General features: G+C 71.9%; 13 protein-coding genes. 6 read left to right on the forward strand and 7 right to left on the reverse strand.

Annotated elements, in window-relative coordinates:
- Together CHC09_RS39195 and CHC09_RS39200 are read right to left on the reverse strand one after the other, a co-directional pair.
- Complete coding sequence (locus CHC09_RS39195; protein WP_089298337.1) at positions 1-1,353, reverse strand: radical SAM protein; 1,353 nt, start codon at positions 1,351-1,353, stop codon at positions 1-3.
- The gene (locus tag CHC09_RS39200; protein ID WP_089298338.1) at positions 1,350-3,128 is read right to left on the reverse strand and encodes a cupredoxin domain-containing protein; all 1,779 of its coding nucleotides are present in this window, start codon (positions 3,126-3,128) and stop codon (positions 1,350-1,352) included. The genes CHC09_RS39195 and CHC09_RS39200 overlap by 4 nt, the downstream gene beginning before the upstream one ends.
- A 667-nt stretch (positions 3,129-3,795) precedes the next feature.
- On the opposite strand from CHC09_RS39200, the gene CHC09_RS45805 reads away from it, so the two are divergent.
- A complete protein-coding gene (locus tag CHC09_RS45805; protein WP_143232821.1) occupies positions 3,796-4,068 on the forward strand; it encodes a hypothetical protein in 273 nt (90 codons plus the stop codon).
- A 277-nt stretch (positions 4,069-4,345) separates the two neighbouring features.
- Here CHC09_RS45805 and CHC09_RS39210 read toward each other — a convergent pair whose 3' ends face one another.
- Positions 4,346-5,110 carry an SDR family NAD(P)-dependent oxidoreductase gene (locus tag CHC09_RS39210; protein WP_179277468.1) on the reverse strand — a complete coding sequence of 255 codons (765 nt, stop codon included), beginning with the start codon at positions 5,108-5,110 and terminating at the stop codon, positions 4,346-4,348.
- Between the two features lie 57 nt (positions 5,111-5,167).
- Between CHC09_RS39210 and CHC09_RS39215 the strand changes: the two genes are divergently transcribed.
- From CHC09_RS39215 to CHC09_RS39235, 5 genes are all read left to right on the forward strand, one after another.
- Positions 5,168-6,043, forward strand: coding sequence for a DUF1963 domain-containing protein (locus CHC09_RS39215; protein ID WP_179277467.1), 876 nt, complete (start codon positions 5,168-5,170; stop codon positions 6,041-6,043).
- Positions 6,044-6,234: 191 nt separating this feature from the next.
- A complete protein-coding gene (locus tag CHC09_RS39220) occupies positions 6,235-6,903 on the forward strand; it encodes a DivIVA domain-containing protein (RefSeq protein WP_089298342.1) in 669 nt (222 codons plus the stop codon).
- Between the two features lie 117 nt (positions 6,904-7,020).
- Positions 7,021-9,750 carry a M48 family metalloprotease gene (locus tag CHC09_RS39225; RefSeq protein ID WP_089298343.1) on the forward strand — a complete coding sequence of 910 codons (2,730 nt, stop codon included), beginning with the start codon at positions 7,021-7,023 and terminating at the stop codon, positions 9,748-9,750.
- Positions 9,751-9,788: 38 nt separating this feature from the next.
- Positions 9,789-10,235, forward strand: a complete 447-nt coding sequence (locus CHC09_RS39230) for a hypothetical protein (protein ID WP_143232823.1) — start codon at positions 9,789-9,791, stop codon at positions 10,233-10,235.
- A 161-nt stretch (positions 10,236-10,396) separates the two neighbouring features.
- Complete coding sequence (locus tag CHC09_RS39235) at positions 10,397-11,926, forward strand: M4 family metallopeptidase (protein ID WP_089298345.1); 1,530 nt, start codon at positions 10,397-10,399, stop codon at positions 11,924-11,926.
- Between the two features lie 63 nt (positions 11,927-11,989).
- On the opposite strand, the gene CHC09_RS39240 is transcribed toward CHC09_RS39235, so the two are convergent.
- From CHC09_RS39240 to CHC09_RS39255, 4 genes are all read right to left on the reverse strand, one after another.
- Positions 11,990-12,382, reverse strand: a complete 393-nt coding sequence (locus CHC09_RS39240) for a nuclear transport factor 2 family protein (protein ID WP_089298346.1) — start codon at positions 12,380-12,382, stop codon at positions 11,990-11,992.
- A gap of 111 nt (positions 12,383-12,493) precedes the next feature.
- Positions 12,494-13,015 carry a GNAT family N-acetyltransferase gene (locus CHC09_RS39245; protein WP_089298347.1) on the reverse strand — a complete coding sequence of 174 codons (522 nt, stop codon included), beginning with the start codon at positions 13,013-13,015 and terminating at the stop codon, positions 12,494-12,496.
- Between the two features lie 159 nt (positions 13,016-13,174).
- Positions 13,175-13,780: a hypothetical protein gene (locus tag CHC09_RS39250; protein ID WP_089298348.1), complete on the reverse strand. Its 606-nt coding sequence runs from the start codon at positions 13,778-13,780 to the stop codon at positions 13,175-13,177.
- An 18-nt stretch (positions 13,781-13,798) separates the two neighbouring features.
- Positions 13,799-14,595: sensor histidine kinase (locus CHC09_RS39255; RefSeq protein WP_143232824.1), on the reverse strand; the 797-nt coding region annotated here is incomplete at its 5' end.

Consider the following 14,595-nt stretch of genomic DNA (forward strand, 5'->3'; position numbering starts at 1 on the left):
TCAGTCCGCCGCGACGCGCCGGCGGTAGGCGGCGGCCGCATAACCGGCGAACGTGTCCTTGAAGTCGCCGCAGTCGCACGATCGCGGCTGGGTGCTCCCCTGCCGGGCGAACGAGTCGTACGGCGATCCGCCGCCGCAGTACAGCGCGAACTTGCAGCCGGTCTCCCCGCACCGGCCGGTCCCCTCGCCGACCCACCCGGACGAGCGCTCCGGCTCAAACCCGCCGCCGAGATAGCTGCCGGCGGCGAACCGCGTCTCGCCCGCGAGGAAGACGCACGGGTAGACGTCGCCCCGCGGGTCGAGCACGACCGTCGGCGTGCCGTAGCAGCAGTTGCCCACCGCGGGCAGCGGCGGTATGGCGGCCAGCGCGGCGGCGACCCGGTCGTAGGTCGGCGGGTAACCGCAGAAGGCCGTCGCCAGTTCGGTGCTGCCGCCCAGCCGGGCCGCGAGCGCGGCCTCCCCGACCAGCGACCGGGACAGCACCGTGTTCCCGGCGTCCACGTGCGCCTTGGTGTCGAACATCGGTGCCAGGTACGCGCTGAACAGCGGGTTGCCGAGCAGCCCGCCGGCCGCCAGCTCGTCGCGCAGCGTGCCGAGCTCCTCGAGGACCCGGTGGTTGACGTTGACCCGCATCCGGACCCGGGTGCCCCGGCCGAGCGCGAGTCCGATGTGCCTCATGATCGTTTCGTAGGTCCGCGCGCCCCGCGGACCGACCCGGAGCCGGTCATGCGTGGCGGCCGGGCCGTCGACGGTCACGTGGATCGCCTCGATGCCGGCCGGTCCGAGCAGGTCCTCGTACCGGTCGAGGTTCCACGCGTGGGTCGACGCCATCAGGCGGATCCCCCGCTCACGCGCCGCCCGGCAGAGAAACTCGACCACCGCGCGATTGTCCGGGCTCAGCGCCTCGCCGCCGTAGAGGGTCACCTCTCGCGGATGGTCGCCCAGCACCGCCACCGCGTGGTCCAGGGCCGCCAGCGCCACGCTCTCCGACATGGTGACCGACGGCGTGGTACGCCGGATGCCGTGCTGGAAGCAGTAGACGCACTTCAGGTTGCAGTCGTAGCTGGGCATCAGGTAAACGCGTGGCGGAGCGTCCAGGGCGGCCCGACCGCGCCTGTGCAACTCCCGCGCGAAGGCGTCCCGCTCCGCCTCGGGGGAGAGGGCCGTGACGATCCAGCCGTCGGCCAGCGACGACAGCACGTCCGCCGGCAGCCCGGCCGGCTCGCCCAGCCGCCCGTAGGTTTCCTCGCTCAGCTCCACGACGGTGCCGTAGCAGGTGTTGAGGGCCAGCACGACGGCGTGGTCGCGCACCGGCACGAACATCGCGTAGTCGCTGATCCGCAAGCCGGTCACGCCCGCACCACCGATCCGCCCACGATGATCCGGTCCAGCGCGCCGGCCAGGACGGCAATGGCCGTCTGCGTCCCGAAGCCCCACACCAGCACGGCGCTGTAGTCCTGCCAGGTGCCGAACGGCCGGTCGAAGTAGAGCGCGGCCAGTCCGGTCCAGACCGTCACGGCACCGATCGCGGCGAACGCCAGGGCATTGCGGAGCCGGCGGGACAGGGCGGCGCGACGAGCCATGGCGGTGGCCGTCTCGCGTACCTCGTCCCAGGTGTGCGGCGCGTCGGCGGTTCGCGCCGGCGGCCCTGCCCGGCCGTTGTCCGGGACCGTGCTCTGGCCACCGAGCACGCCCAGGTACGTCTGCCGCAGGGCGATCAACTCGGTCCCCGGCTCGTCGAGCCGGGGACCGACCTGCAGTTCGGCGTACGCCGGTCCGTCCTTCGCGCCGCGCATGTCGTCACTGATCCTCCGCACCGCGGCCACCGCCCGGCCGAGCCGCTCCTGCCCCCGTCCGGCCGGGACGGCGCCGTCGAGACGGACGCCGAGATCGAGCAGACTCCGTACGGTGCGATCGTCGGCCGCCCACGTCAGCAGCGCCGACTCGGTGCGCTCCGCCTCCTCGACGAGCGGCCGGACCTCGCCGGTCGACGGAAGCTCCCGGCCGTGCAGCAGCTCATCCGCGTGGGCCGCGATCCCCGACTCCCCGGTCACCGCGTCCCGGGCCGAGGCCAGCGCGGCGAGCCGGGCCGCGAACGGCTCCCACGCGTCGACCAGATCGCGCTGCTCGGCCAGCACGTCGAGCAGCTCCTTGTACCGTCCCTTGTCGACATCGATCTCGCTGACCAGCCAGCGCAACCCGCGCAGCTCCCGCCGGACCGCCTCGAGCCGGCCCTGCAGGCTCGCCATGAACGAGTACGCCCGCCAGGAGCGCCCCTCGGCGGCCGCCCGGAACCGCTGGTGCGCGGCGGCCGCGTCCGCCTCCACCAGGAACGTCTCCTCGCGGGCCCGGGACAGGGTGGTCAGCCGCCCCGACTGCCACGATGCCACCAGGGCCAGCGCGATGCCGGCCAGCAGCAGGAGGGCCGGGTACACGACGTCGTCGGTGTGCCGTACGGTCAGCGCCAGCTCGCCCCCGTCGGCGTCCGGCGCCAGGTCGATCTTGCCGGCGTAGTCGCCCGCGGCGCCGAGGCCGCGCAGCGACAGATCCACGGACGTCATCCCCGGACGGCAGGTGGCCGTGACCGTGGCCGTGCCGCCGGCGGGCCGGGCCACCGCGCCCACGACCACGACGGCGGCGTCGCCGCACGAGGTGTCCTTGGCCAGCGGCACGGTGGCGTTGTACGGGCCGTGCAACACCGCTCCGCGGTACGAGGTGATCCGCCAGTCGGCGACGGACGGCTTCCACGCCGGGGCGGCGCTGACCCGGAACGGGCGGCGCGCCACCACCGGGGCGACACCGGCGGCCCGGGCGACCGCGACCAGGAACCCCTCCGTCCCGGCCGGGTTCAGCGCCGGGACCGTGACCGTGGCGACGCCGCCGGCCGCGAGGTCCACGGTGGCCGGGGGAGCCACGCTGGTGCCGTCGGTCCGGGTGGCGGTGACCGTGACCTCGTACCGGACCGTGGTGTTGTTGTTCACGAGCGTGACCGGCGCGGGTTTGCCGACCGGTATCGCCACCGGCGCGCTGTCGGCGAACTCCACATCGGATGATTCGGCCGAGGCGGCGGCCGGCATGGTGATCAGGAGCAGTGCGGCGACCGTGGCGGCACGCCAGAGACGATGCACATGCCCTCCCGGACGCCGGCCACTACCACCCGACACCATGGCACAGCGATCACCGGACCGGGAAGCCCCCGAACCGCGAGCGGCGGCCGGGACAGTGACCGGAAGCGTACGGTGGCCGCCGGGCCGCCGGGCCACCGGTGGCCCGGCGGCCGGGTCCTGCTCACGGCCCGAAGTGCGGACCTCGGCAGTACGGGGGACGGCAGACCAGGTCGGACGAGTGCCCGGGGTGATAGCGCGTACCGGGGCCACTCGCGTTCTCCGCGGCAGCGGACGTTGCGGGATCTGCGGGTGACCACGGCCCGGTCCGCGGCCGGTGCATCGGCCCCCGATCGTGCCCGTGCCGGTTCGGGCCCCTCTTCTTGAACCGGGGCACGACCACGAACGGGGCTTCATCGCCGCGTGAGGTGGCCGAATCGGTTGCCCGGACCGGAAACGAGGCCGAGGCGGGGGCTCTCAGACCACCTGGTACGTATGCGGTGAGGGAGAAGCTTCCATCGGCACCGGCCTGGCCCTCGGCGACGACAGCGGCGTTGAATCGAACCGTCACTCTGCCCCTGGGGCTGTAGCCCCGCCCGCTGACGGTGAACGCGCTGCCGGCCGGACCCACGGCGGGACTCAGCGAGATCTGGGGATCGACCACCGCGGGTACGGCGGGCGCCTGAGGTCGGTGCGAATTGGACCTGCCGGGCTGCTGAGTGGCGCGGCCCGCATTCTTGGGGTTCTGAACGGTATTGCCGGCACGGTTGGGGTTCTGAGCGGCATGGTCGGCGCCCTTGAGATCCTGAGCGGTGGGCTTGGGGCGCTGAGCCGACTGCGTCTTCGCGGCGTCGAGTTCGCTGACCGCTTTCGCGCTCGCGGTACTGGCATTCGCCGCCGGCCGGAATCCGGGGATCGTGATGTCGAACAGATCCCGGCCGAGCGCCAGAACGGCGACCAATAGGCTGACCACCGCCGCCGCGACGGTCGCCCGCTCCCGGATCTTCATCCCGCCCTCGCGCACCGCTGATCAATCTCCTGGTTCGGGTATGAAGAGTGCAAGCTTCCCGCTGATAACGGGGCACCGGTCGCAGTGGTTACGGATCACCGCCCGCCCCGGCCACAGCGGTTCCGGGGTGCTTCGCGGATGACCGATCTGATCGACCGCCGCCGAAATCGCATCGATCCCTCGCAGAACGACGCTGCCGCCGCGCTGCCGCCGCGCTGCCGCCGCGCTGTCGCTATCGGCCGAGTACGGCGCCACCGTTGAGGCCGATGATCTGCCCGGTGAGGTATCCGGCGTCGGCGGAGGCGATGTACCCGATGGCCGCCGCGACGTCCGCCGGAGTCCCGGGCCGGCCGACCAGGGTGTCGGCGATCTTGGCCGCGACGAAGTCAGGGGTGTCCTGGCCGTGGAAGATGTCGGTGTCCTGGATGTAACCGGGCGCCAGGACGTTCACCGTGATGCCGTCCTTGCCGAGTTGCCTGGCCAGCCCGAGCGCCCAGCCGTGCAGCGCGGCCTTCGCGGCCGCGTACGACCCGGCCGAATGCGAACCGGCGCCACCCCGCTGGGCGGCCGCCGAGCTGATCATGATGACTCGGCCGCCCGGTCGGGTCAGCTGTCCCAGCAGCGCGTTCGTGAGCAGCACCGCGGTGATGAGGTTGGTGTCCAGATCGTGGCGCCACGACGCGGCCAGGGCCGCGAGCCCGTCACCGGCCGGTGGCGTGATGATCGCGCCGGCGTTGTTGACGAGCACGTCGACGGTTCCCAGCTCCGCGATGCGGTCCGCGGCGTGTTGCACCTGCGCCGGATCCGTCAGGTCGGCGCTGACCGGGAACACCACCTTCGCCCCGATCGCCCGGTCGATCTCCTCGGCGGCCTGACGCAGCAGTTCGACACGGCGCCCGATGATCACCACCCGATCTCCGTGGGCGGCGAAGCTGTGGGCGATCTCGCGACCGATGCCCGTCGCGCCACCGGAGACGACCGCCAGACGTGAAGAGATTTCCATGATCGAACGGTAACGGAGGCGGGCCGGCGGGTATTTGTGATCATGTCTGCTGTGCTGGATTGGCGTAACGAGCTCCCCGCCCTGGTCCGTGCCGAACTGCCGGCGCACGTCGCGGACGCCTTCGACCGGTTGCCGCTGCGTCCGGCGATCAGGCTGACCCCCGCGCGGCCGGGTGACCCGGTCGTCGGCCGGCTCGGTGGCGAGGCGGACCTGCCCATCGGCCAGGAGTGGCCGCTGCGGGACGACGGTGAGCCGGAGATCTTCGTGGCTCGCCTGGACTGCGCAGTGCTGAGCGCCTACGAGGTCGACCTGGAACTGCCCGGCAGCGGGACGCTCCTGTTCTTCCTGCCGCGGCTGGAGGAGATGGAAGAGGTCGTCAGGAGCGGCCGCCCCACCGTCATCCACGTGCCGGAGGGCATCGCCACGGCTGCCCGGCAGGTGCCGTCGCACCTGCGACACCCGTCCGAGGAGTACGAGTACCCGCTGGTGGCACTGACCGCGCGGACGATCCTCAGCGCTCCGGGGTCGTACAACCCCGCGATGGCCGAGGATCCGGCCGCGATCGCGGATCTCTCCCGCCTGCTCTGGCGCGACGAGTACAACGGCCGATACCTGTCCGACATCGTCAGGCGCTACCGCGGTTTCATACCGGACCACCAGGTCGGTGGCTACTCCGATGCCTTCCAGCATCCGCTCGAGATGAGCGCCGCTCATCACGGCCACCGATCGCCGGCCGGAACCGACCCCTACCAGGATCCCGCCTTCCTGGCCGAGGCCCGGCAATGGGTCACCCTGCTCCAGCTCGACGAGGACGACGACGCCCGGATGATCTGGGGTGACGGCGCCGTGGCGCTGTGGGCGATCCGCCGTGCGGACCTGGCCGCCCGCGACTTCGGAGCCACCTTCTTCACCGTCGACGGCCACTGAGCGTCCGCACCGGGTCGTCCGGGGAAGACGCCGAGGCGGCAGGCGTCCGGGGCGTACAGTGTGAAGCCGATTCGCACTGGCGGGTCGGGACGGTTCCCGACCATCGACCGCGCCGGCCATCCAGGCCGGCCGTGGTCTCCCGGAAGTCGACTCAGGAAGCCGGGGCACGCCAGGACCGTACGAGGAGCTTCATGCCGCTGACGCCAGCCGATGTAAACGGCATCACCTTCCAGAAGGCCGCCCTGGGCAGCCGCGGCTACGACGCGGAGGAGGTCGACGCGCTCCGCGAGGAGATAACCCAGGAGATCGCCCGGCTGCTGGCCGAGAACGCCGCCCTGCAGGACCAGGCCCGCCGGGTCGACGCCGCCGCGGAGGACGACCAGGCCGCGCTCTCCGCCGTCAGCGCCGAGCTGGACCGCGCGCGGGCCGCCCGGGACCGGGCCGAACGGGACGCGCACAGCCTGCACGGCCGGCTCGAGGCCGCCCGCCGGGAGACCGCCGGCCGGGAGACCGCCCGCCGGGAGACCGCCGGCCGGGAGACCGCCGAGCCGTTGGCCGATGACGGCGGCCGGGTCCTCGCCGTGGCGCGGCGGACCGCCGAGGAACATCTGGCAAGCGTCTCCCAGGAGAGCGAGGACATGCTGCTCGACGCCCGGGAGCAGTCCGAGCAGCTGATCGAGCGGGCGCGGTCGACGGCCAACGGCATCGAGGAGGCGTCGCGGCGGCGCGACACCGAGGCGGCGGCCGAGCTGCGCGACGAGCACGCGGCCCTGGAGCACGAGGTCGCGGAGCTGACCGAATTCGCCGAGAACTACCGGGTCGCGCTGGAGGACGACGTTCGGCACCAGGCCGAGCTCTGACGGCATGATCGGCTGCCCGATCGCCGCCGCGGCCGACCCGTTCGCCTGACTGTTCGATAACGGACAGTCCACATACGATCTCGAATCGTGACGGGTTTCGGATCACCGTTGCGATGGATGCATCTACTCGTTCTGGTCGCGCTGACCTGTGTCGGGGTGTCCGCGGGCGAGGCCGTGTTCGTCGCGCACGACCTGGGCCGGTGGGCCGAGGTCCAGGACTGTGTCGCCGCGCAGGGGCTGCCTTCGGGTGGTGGCAGGGCCGCGGCGCTGCTCGGGCGCGGCGCGGACTACGACCGGTGTGCCGCCGGGTTCGACCGGACGCGGACCACCGCGCGGGCGGCCGGCGCGCTGACCGTGCCCGTCCTGGCCTGGCTCTGCGTGCTCGGCGAGGGGCTGGTGACGCCGAGGCGACTGCGGCGGCGGATCCGGCGCCGGGCGCCCGCCGCCGATGCGGCCGCCATCGTGACGCGGCGCTTCGAGCACTGGTGCGACGTGCTCGGGTTGACCGGGCGGCGACGACCCCGGCTGGTGGTCGCGCCGGCCGGACGCGACCGGCAGCCGTACACCACCGGCGTTCCGTTCGGCCGGCTGACCGTGGCCGTGCCGTCCGGGTACGGGTACACGTCGGAGGGTGAACGGGACCTGATCATCCTGCACGAGCTGGCCCACGTGCGAGCCCGGGACGTGTCCTGGACGGCGGCGACCGGGTGGGCCGGGGTGCTGGTCGTGCCGGTGCTGGCCCTCGCCATGCTGCCCGTCTTCCTGCAGCCGGCTCTCGCCACCGGGTCGTACCGGAGATCGCTTCTGATCGCGGCGGTCTTCGCCGCGGCCGCCCTGCTGCTGCGATCGGCCGCGCGGCGCCGTCGGGAGCGGGCCGCGGACCGGTTCGCGGTCGAGACCGGCGGCCTGGCGGAGGTGCTGCGCACGGTGGCGCCGGCCGGGAACCCGCGACCGCGCTGGTGGCCGGGCCGGCTCCTGGCCACCCATCCGAGCGGGCCCGACCGGGCCGAGGCCGCCACGAACCCGGCGGACTGGGAAGGTGGCTTCGCGGTCGCGGCCCTGCTCGGACTGCTGACCATGTTCGGCGGCCGGGCGTTGCTGACGCTGTTGCTCAACGTGCAGGGCGGGGTTCTGCCCGGGATCAGGGACGAACAGATCGTCGAACTCGTCACGGCCGCGGCCTGGTCGGCCGTCGCGACAATCATCTGGGTACGCCGTACGCCCGCGAACCGGCGCGCCTGGTGGGCTCGCGTGCTCGGCTCCGCGGCCGGGCTGACCGCCGGATGGCTGATGCCCTCGGTCGGTTCGCTGTCACTGTCGTCGGTGCATTCGGATCTGATCGAGGGCCATGAGTGGTTCTTCGCCCTCTGGGTCGCACCGGCCTGGACCGGAGTCGCCGCCGTCGCCGCCGGGCTCGCGGGAGACCTGTCGGCGCGGCCGTCCGGGTGGCCGCGGGCCGCCCGCACGATCGTGGTCGTCCTCGGTCTGACGGTCGCCGTCTGCGCGGTCCTGGAGACCATGTCCCTGCTCACGATCGCGCACTGGACCTGGGCGGATGTCCGCGCGGACCGGGCCATGCTGGTCGGCTCGACGGGCTTCCCCCGGCTGTGGGCGGCCGGCGCGCTGGCGGTCGCGGCGCTGGCCGCGACACGGGTGACCCGGCTCCGCGGCACACTGGTGATCATGGCGGCCGCCCTGGCCGCGGGCGGGGTCGTCGCCACGATCGCCGCCGCGCAGCCGACCGGCGACGTGTACCTCTGGCTGCTCAACCGGTGGTGGATGTGCGCGATCCCGGGCTGGCTGGCCACCGCCGCGGTCCTGGCCCGGCGCGGCGAGGTGTCGTCCGCGCTGCTGGCCGGTGCGGTGGTGACGGTGCTGGGCGGTGTCGTCCAGTTCGCCCGGGACTCGACGGTGGGCGGCACGTTCCGCCTCGACCGTCTCGTGGACTTCCTGGATCGTGGCGGCTGGCTCTGGCTGGTGCTGATCCTGTTCACCCTGCCGGTGGCCGTGCTGCTCGGCGACCTTCTGGCGCGCGTTGTCCGGCGGCCCCGGCGCGCTCTCGTCCGGCTCGGGCTGCTCACCGTTCCGCTGGTCGTCGCCGTGCTGGCCGCCACCGGCGCGGTGGCGACCGGGCGGACCGGAATGATCACGGGGATGCCGGACGACGTCAAGTGCCTGGGCCGGCCGGTCTATCCCGAGGAACCGGACACCGAGCCCCGGGCCTGCGTCGAGGATCCCGGGCGTCCGCTGCCGGTCGACCGGCTCCGGGCGGCGCTCGCCGAGGCGCGGCGCAGCCTGCCCGCCGGGTGGACACCGGCCGCCGAGGTCAACCGCGGCGATCTGCTGAGCCAGCTCTCCTTCCGCTGCCCCGGCCGCGCTCCCGAGCCGGCCGCCGCGGTGGCCGAGACCCTGACCGTGCCCGGGAGCGCGCTCCCGCCGCTCGGCTCCCCGCTCACCCTGGGCCTCGCGTCGTATCCGTCGACGGGCGGCGCCCACCAGGCCCGGCTGAGCGCCGACGCGTCCGCGCGAGCCTGTCCGGAATGGACCTTCCCGGAGCGATTGGCGGAAGGCGGGCGGTGGCGGATCGCCACGAGCGGGGGCACGGATCTGGCACTGCCCTATCCGCTGAGCTTCACACGGGTCACCGCGACCGCGCGGATCATCGGGCTGCCGGCCCGGGTCGTCGCCGCGAGCGTCGCCGTCGAGATCGGTCACAACCTGGTGACCGTCGCGCTGCAGCACAGTGCGCCCCCGGACGGCAGCGTCCTCCCGCAGGAGCAGAACCAACTGCTGGACGGCCTGTTGCTGCGCACGGTCTGGCTCATCATCCACGCGCTCCAGGAATGAGCGTGTCCGGTCCGGCTATCGAAGAAGAGGTGGATGTCGTGGAAACGTTCCGGCTCAGTGACCTGGCCCAGGACATCGTCGAGGCGATCGCGCCGGACGAGGCCATGCTGCTGCCGGAGGTGAGCGCGGCCTGGTTCGACGGCGACCTCGAACTCGGTGACGACAGCTCGCTGCGGTGGCGGGGCGGCACCATCGGCGCCGGCCTCACACCCGACCTGGTCGTCTACATCGTCTACCCGCTCGTGGCCGGCGCGCTGGCGAACGCGGTGGTTCCCGCGGCGCAGTCCGGCTGGAAGCGGTTGCGGGCCCGGCGGCGGCGTCACGAGAACGTCGTGATCTCGGCCGAGGATCTGCGGCGCGCGGAGGAGATCCGTGACCTGATCCTCGCCCGCGCCGCCGCCGCGCGGATCGCGGAGAGCCGCGCCCGGCCCCTCGCGGATGCCGCCTACGCTGCGCTGATTCGCCGCCGTCCGCCCGAGGAGTGATCGACAGGAAGGCGTGATCCGCGGGACTGCAAGGGTTTTCCCTATTTCACACATAGTTAACTATCGATAGCGTCACTCGTGTCCCACCCGGTGCCGGCCACTCCGCCGCACCGAGGTCGAGCCCGCCCACCACCCCGACGGGCGGGAAAGGAGTCCGCGAGATGATGCGCATCCCTCTGGCCATCACCCTGGCCGCCGGTACCGCGGCTGCCACGGCGTTGGTCGCGGTGTCCGGTCCGGCCGCCGCCCAAACGCCCACCCCGCAGGTCGACGCGGTCGCGCAGGCTGACGCCGTGGTCGCCGCCCGGCCAGCCGCACTGCACGCCGGCGCCCACGACGCGTTCCAGCGGCGCCAGGTCTACACGTCGCAGGGCCTCACCTACGCGTCCTACGACCGTACCTACAAGGGCTTGGCGGTCAAGGGCGGTGACCTTGTGGTGGTCACCGACAGCGCCGGCCAGACCCGGTACACGTCGGTCGCGCAGAGCAGCCCGATCGGTGAGGTGTCGACCGCTCCGGCGATCTCCGCGAGCGCGGCGATCGCGACCGCGAAGAAGCAGCTCAAGACCGTCACCGGGGTCGAGACCACGCGGCTGATCGTCGTCGCGGCCGAGGGCGCCACGGCGAAGCTCGCGTACGAGACCACGGTCAACGGCACCGGCGCCGAGGGTGTCAGCCGCCTCACGGTCGACGTGGACGCGCTGACCGGCAAGGTGCTCGCCACCGAGGAGCATGTCACCGAGGCCACCGGCACGGGCACCGGCTGGATCGTCGGCTCGGTCTCGCTGAACACCACGCTGTCCGGTTCGACGTACTCGCTCAAGGACCCGACCGTCACGAACCTGAGCTGCCAGGACGCCTCCACCCGGGTGACGTTCAGCGGCTCCGACAACGTGTGGGGCAACGGCGTCGGCACCAGCAAGGAGACCGGTTGCGTGGACGCGCTGTACGCGGCGCAGAAGCAGACCGCGATGCTGTCGTCGTGGCTGGGCCGCAACGCGCAGAACGGCTCCGGCGGCGCGTGGCCGATCCGGGTCGGCCTGAACCAGCAGAACGCGTACTACGACGGCACCCAGGTCCAGATCGGCAAGAACACCGCCGGTAAGTGGATCTCGTCGCTCGACGTGGTCGGACACGAGCTGGGTCACGGCATCGACGACAGGACCCCGGGCGGCATCTCGAAGGGCGGCACCCAGGAGTTCGTCGCCGACACCATCGGCGCGGCCACCGAGGCGTACGCGGCGAACCCGAACGACCCGGCCGACTACCAGGTCGGCGAGGAGGTCAACCTGGTCGGCAGCGGCCCGATCCGGTACATGTACAACCCGTCGCTCGCCGGTGACAGCAACTGCTACTCCAGCAGCACCCCGAGCCAGGAGGTGCACGCCGCGGCCGGCCCCGGCAACCACTGGTTCTACCTGCTGGCCCAGGGCAGCAGCGGCAACGGCCAGCCGTCGAGCCCGACCTGCAACGGCAGCACGGTGACCGGCGTCGGCATCCAGACCGCCACCAAGATCATGTACAACGCGATGCTGCTGAAGACCTCCAGCTCCTCCTACGCGAAGTACCGCGTATGGACGCTGCAGGCCGCGAAGAACCTGTACCCGGGCAGCTGCACCCAGTTCAACGCGGTCAAGGCCGCCTGGAACGCGGTCAGCCTGCCGGCCCAGTCCGGCGAGCCCACCTGCTGATCCGTACGGCCGAACCGGGCCGGCGCGTCCACCCGACGCGCCGGCCCGGTTCCGTGCGCCTGCTCAGCCCTGCGTCGCCTCGCGCTGGATCTGCGGGAACTGGGCCTGCATCGCCTCGGCCAGCGCCTGCGCCGCCGACAGCGGCCGCACCATCACGGTGAACTCGTCGATCAGCCCGTCCTCGTCGAGGTGCAGGAAGTCGCAGCCGGTGATGTCCTTGCCGTCGACCTTGGCCTCGAAGACCAGCGCGTGATCACGCTCGTCGGCGCCGGCGAGCTCCCGCACGTACCGGAAGTCCTCGAAGACCCGCAGGACGCCGCGCAGGATCGCCGCGGTGATCGCCTTCCCCGGATAGGGTTTGAAGGCCACCGGGCTGGTGAACACGACATTCTCGGCGAGCAGGGCTTCGATCGCGGCGGTGTCGCGGGCCTCCACCGCTTGACGGAACGCTTTCATGCATCCTCCTGGTGCTTACCGGCAGAGATCAAGATTCTGCCGATGATGCCCTGCCCGGCGGCGTGGTGACGCCGGAGGGTCGTTCCAGCTTCCCTCGACGGCCGTTCGAGGTCATTCGTTCAGGGCGATCCAGTAGCGCCGGACCGAGAACTGCTCGAAGTCGCGGAGGCCCTCGAGGACGCCGCCGCAGTGTTCGATGGTCCGGGCCGAGGCAAGGTTGTCGGCGAGGCAGGGGATGAGGACGCGGTTCAGGCCGAGTACCGTACGCGCCTCGACGAGCATCCGGCCCAGCGCCCAGCTCGCCAGCCCACGGCCTCGCGCGGACGGTCGCAGGCCGTAACCGATCTGGCCGAGGTCGTCGTCGAACTGGTGCCGCAGGGTGATTCCGCCGAGCACCCGGCCGTCCTCCACGATCCAGTGCGGTGAGGCGTGCTTCTCGGGCGGGCAGGGTTCACCTGCCGGATGGGTCAGCCGGACCAGGCGATGCACCCAGGCGGCGAAGCCCTCGGGCGTTTCCACGTCGTCGTCGGCGGTCAGGCCGAATCCGTCCTCATGAAGTCCCGGACCCCATTCGGCGTGGCACTCCAGGAACGCTTCATGCAGATGAACGCTCGGCGGGATCAGCTCAGCCATGCGGGCCCGGGGGCGTAGACCTTGCGCGAGAACAGCACGGGACTCGGCTCGAGCCTGGCCACGGGGCTCCACAGGTCGTACCAGGAAAAGGTTTTCTTTTGAATCTATCGCCGGTTGCTTTCATGTGGCGATCCAGCAGCCTGACCGCGCGAGCGGCCGTTACCAGGAGCCTGCCGCCTCGGCTGCTCTGTCGATCGCGGACGGCAGCGTCTCGGCGGGGCCGAACCCCCTGTCGTAGACGTCCAGCTTGAACAGCTCATCGCCGCCGCGATAGAACGCCAAGCCGTACCGGATCGAGCCGATCCGGTCGCGAGGGTGGATCAGGTGCAGAACGCCGTGACTGAGCCATGGTCGCAGGGCGCGCAGCGTGGGATTGCTCGTGACCGCGGTGACCACCGGATGCAGGTACTCCTCGCCGTGCGCGATCAGCAGATGCCACAGCGCCTCGACCTGGCCTTCGGGCCCGACGGGTTCGAGGTACTCCTGGCGCCGGCAGAGTTCCCGGATCGGCAGATCGGCCTGCCGGCCGAGCATCGTGGTGACGATCTCCTGCAGATCAGCGGCCTGTCCCTTTGCCGCGATGTCCTCTCCGGCCCAGATCGTCACCTCGTAGCCGTTGCCGTCGCAGCCCTGTCGCACGGCGATGAGTCCCTCACCCCAATGCGTCGCCTCGGCCGGACCGAACCGGTCCCGGCTGCTGCTCAGGCGCTCGAGGGAGGCGCCGAGGGTTGTCGCGACCTCAGTCAATTCCTGAATCAGCTGCACGTCGGCACTGTAGTGGGCTCACGCGATCGGCAGCCGCACGGTGACCTGGGTTCCCGCCTCGCTGGGGGCGTACCGGATCTGCCCTCGATGCGCTTCGACGATCGCGAGAGTTACCGGCAGGCCGAGTCCGCTGCCGGGGATGTGCCGGTCACGGGTGCGTTGGGAGCGGTAGAAGCGGTCGAAGAGGCGGGGGTGGTCCTCGACCGGGATGCCCATTCCGGTGTCGGTGACGGTCAGTTCGGCGGTGGCCGGGTCCGGCCGGGTCAGGGTGACGGTCACCCGGCCTCCGCTCGGGGTGTGTTTGACGGCGTTGTCGAGCAGTTGGTCGGCGACCTGTCGCAGGCGTGCGGCATCGCCGGCGACGGTCGTGTCCGGGCGCAGGTGGAGGGTCAGGTTCAGCCCCGCGGCGTCGGCGGCGGGCTGCGCGGCCTCGGTGGCGGCGCTCACGACCTCGGTCAGGTCGACCGGTTCGCGGATCAGTTTGGTGTGTCCGCTGTCGAGGGCCACGAGGTCGAGCAGCCGGTCGACGATCTCCTGCAGGGCGTCGCTGTTGCGGCTGAGGACGTCGAGCAGGTCGGGGACTTCCTCGGCGGCGGCGGCGGGGTCGGTGTCGCGCAGCATTTCGACGTACGCGGTGATGGACGTGATCGGGGTGCGGAGTTCGTGGCCGACCAGGCCGAGGTACTCGTCCTTGTTGCGGGCGAGTTCCACGGTGAGATTCTCGGCGCGGCGTCGTTCGAGGAACTCGGCCACGTGGGCGCCGATGCCGGAGAGCAGGCCGATCAGCGAGTCGGTGGAGCTGTCGGCGGCGGTGG

It is taken from the genome of Actinoplanes regularis (assembly GCF_900188005.1).
Classification (GTDB): Bacteria; Actinomycetota; Actinomycetes; order Mycobacteriales; family Micromonosporaceae; genus Actinoplanes; species Actinoplanes regularis.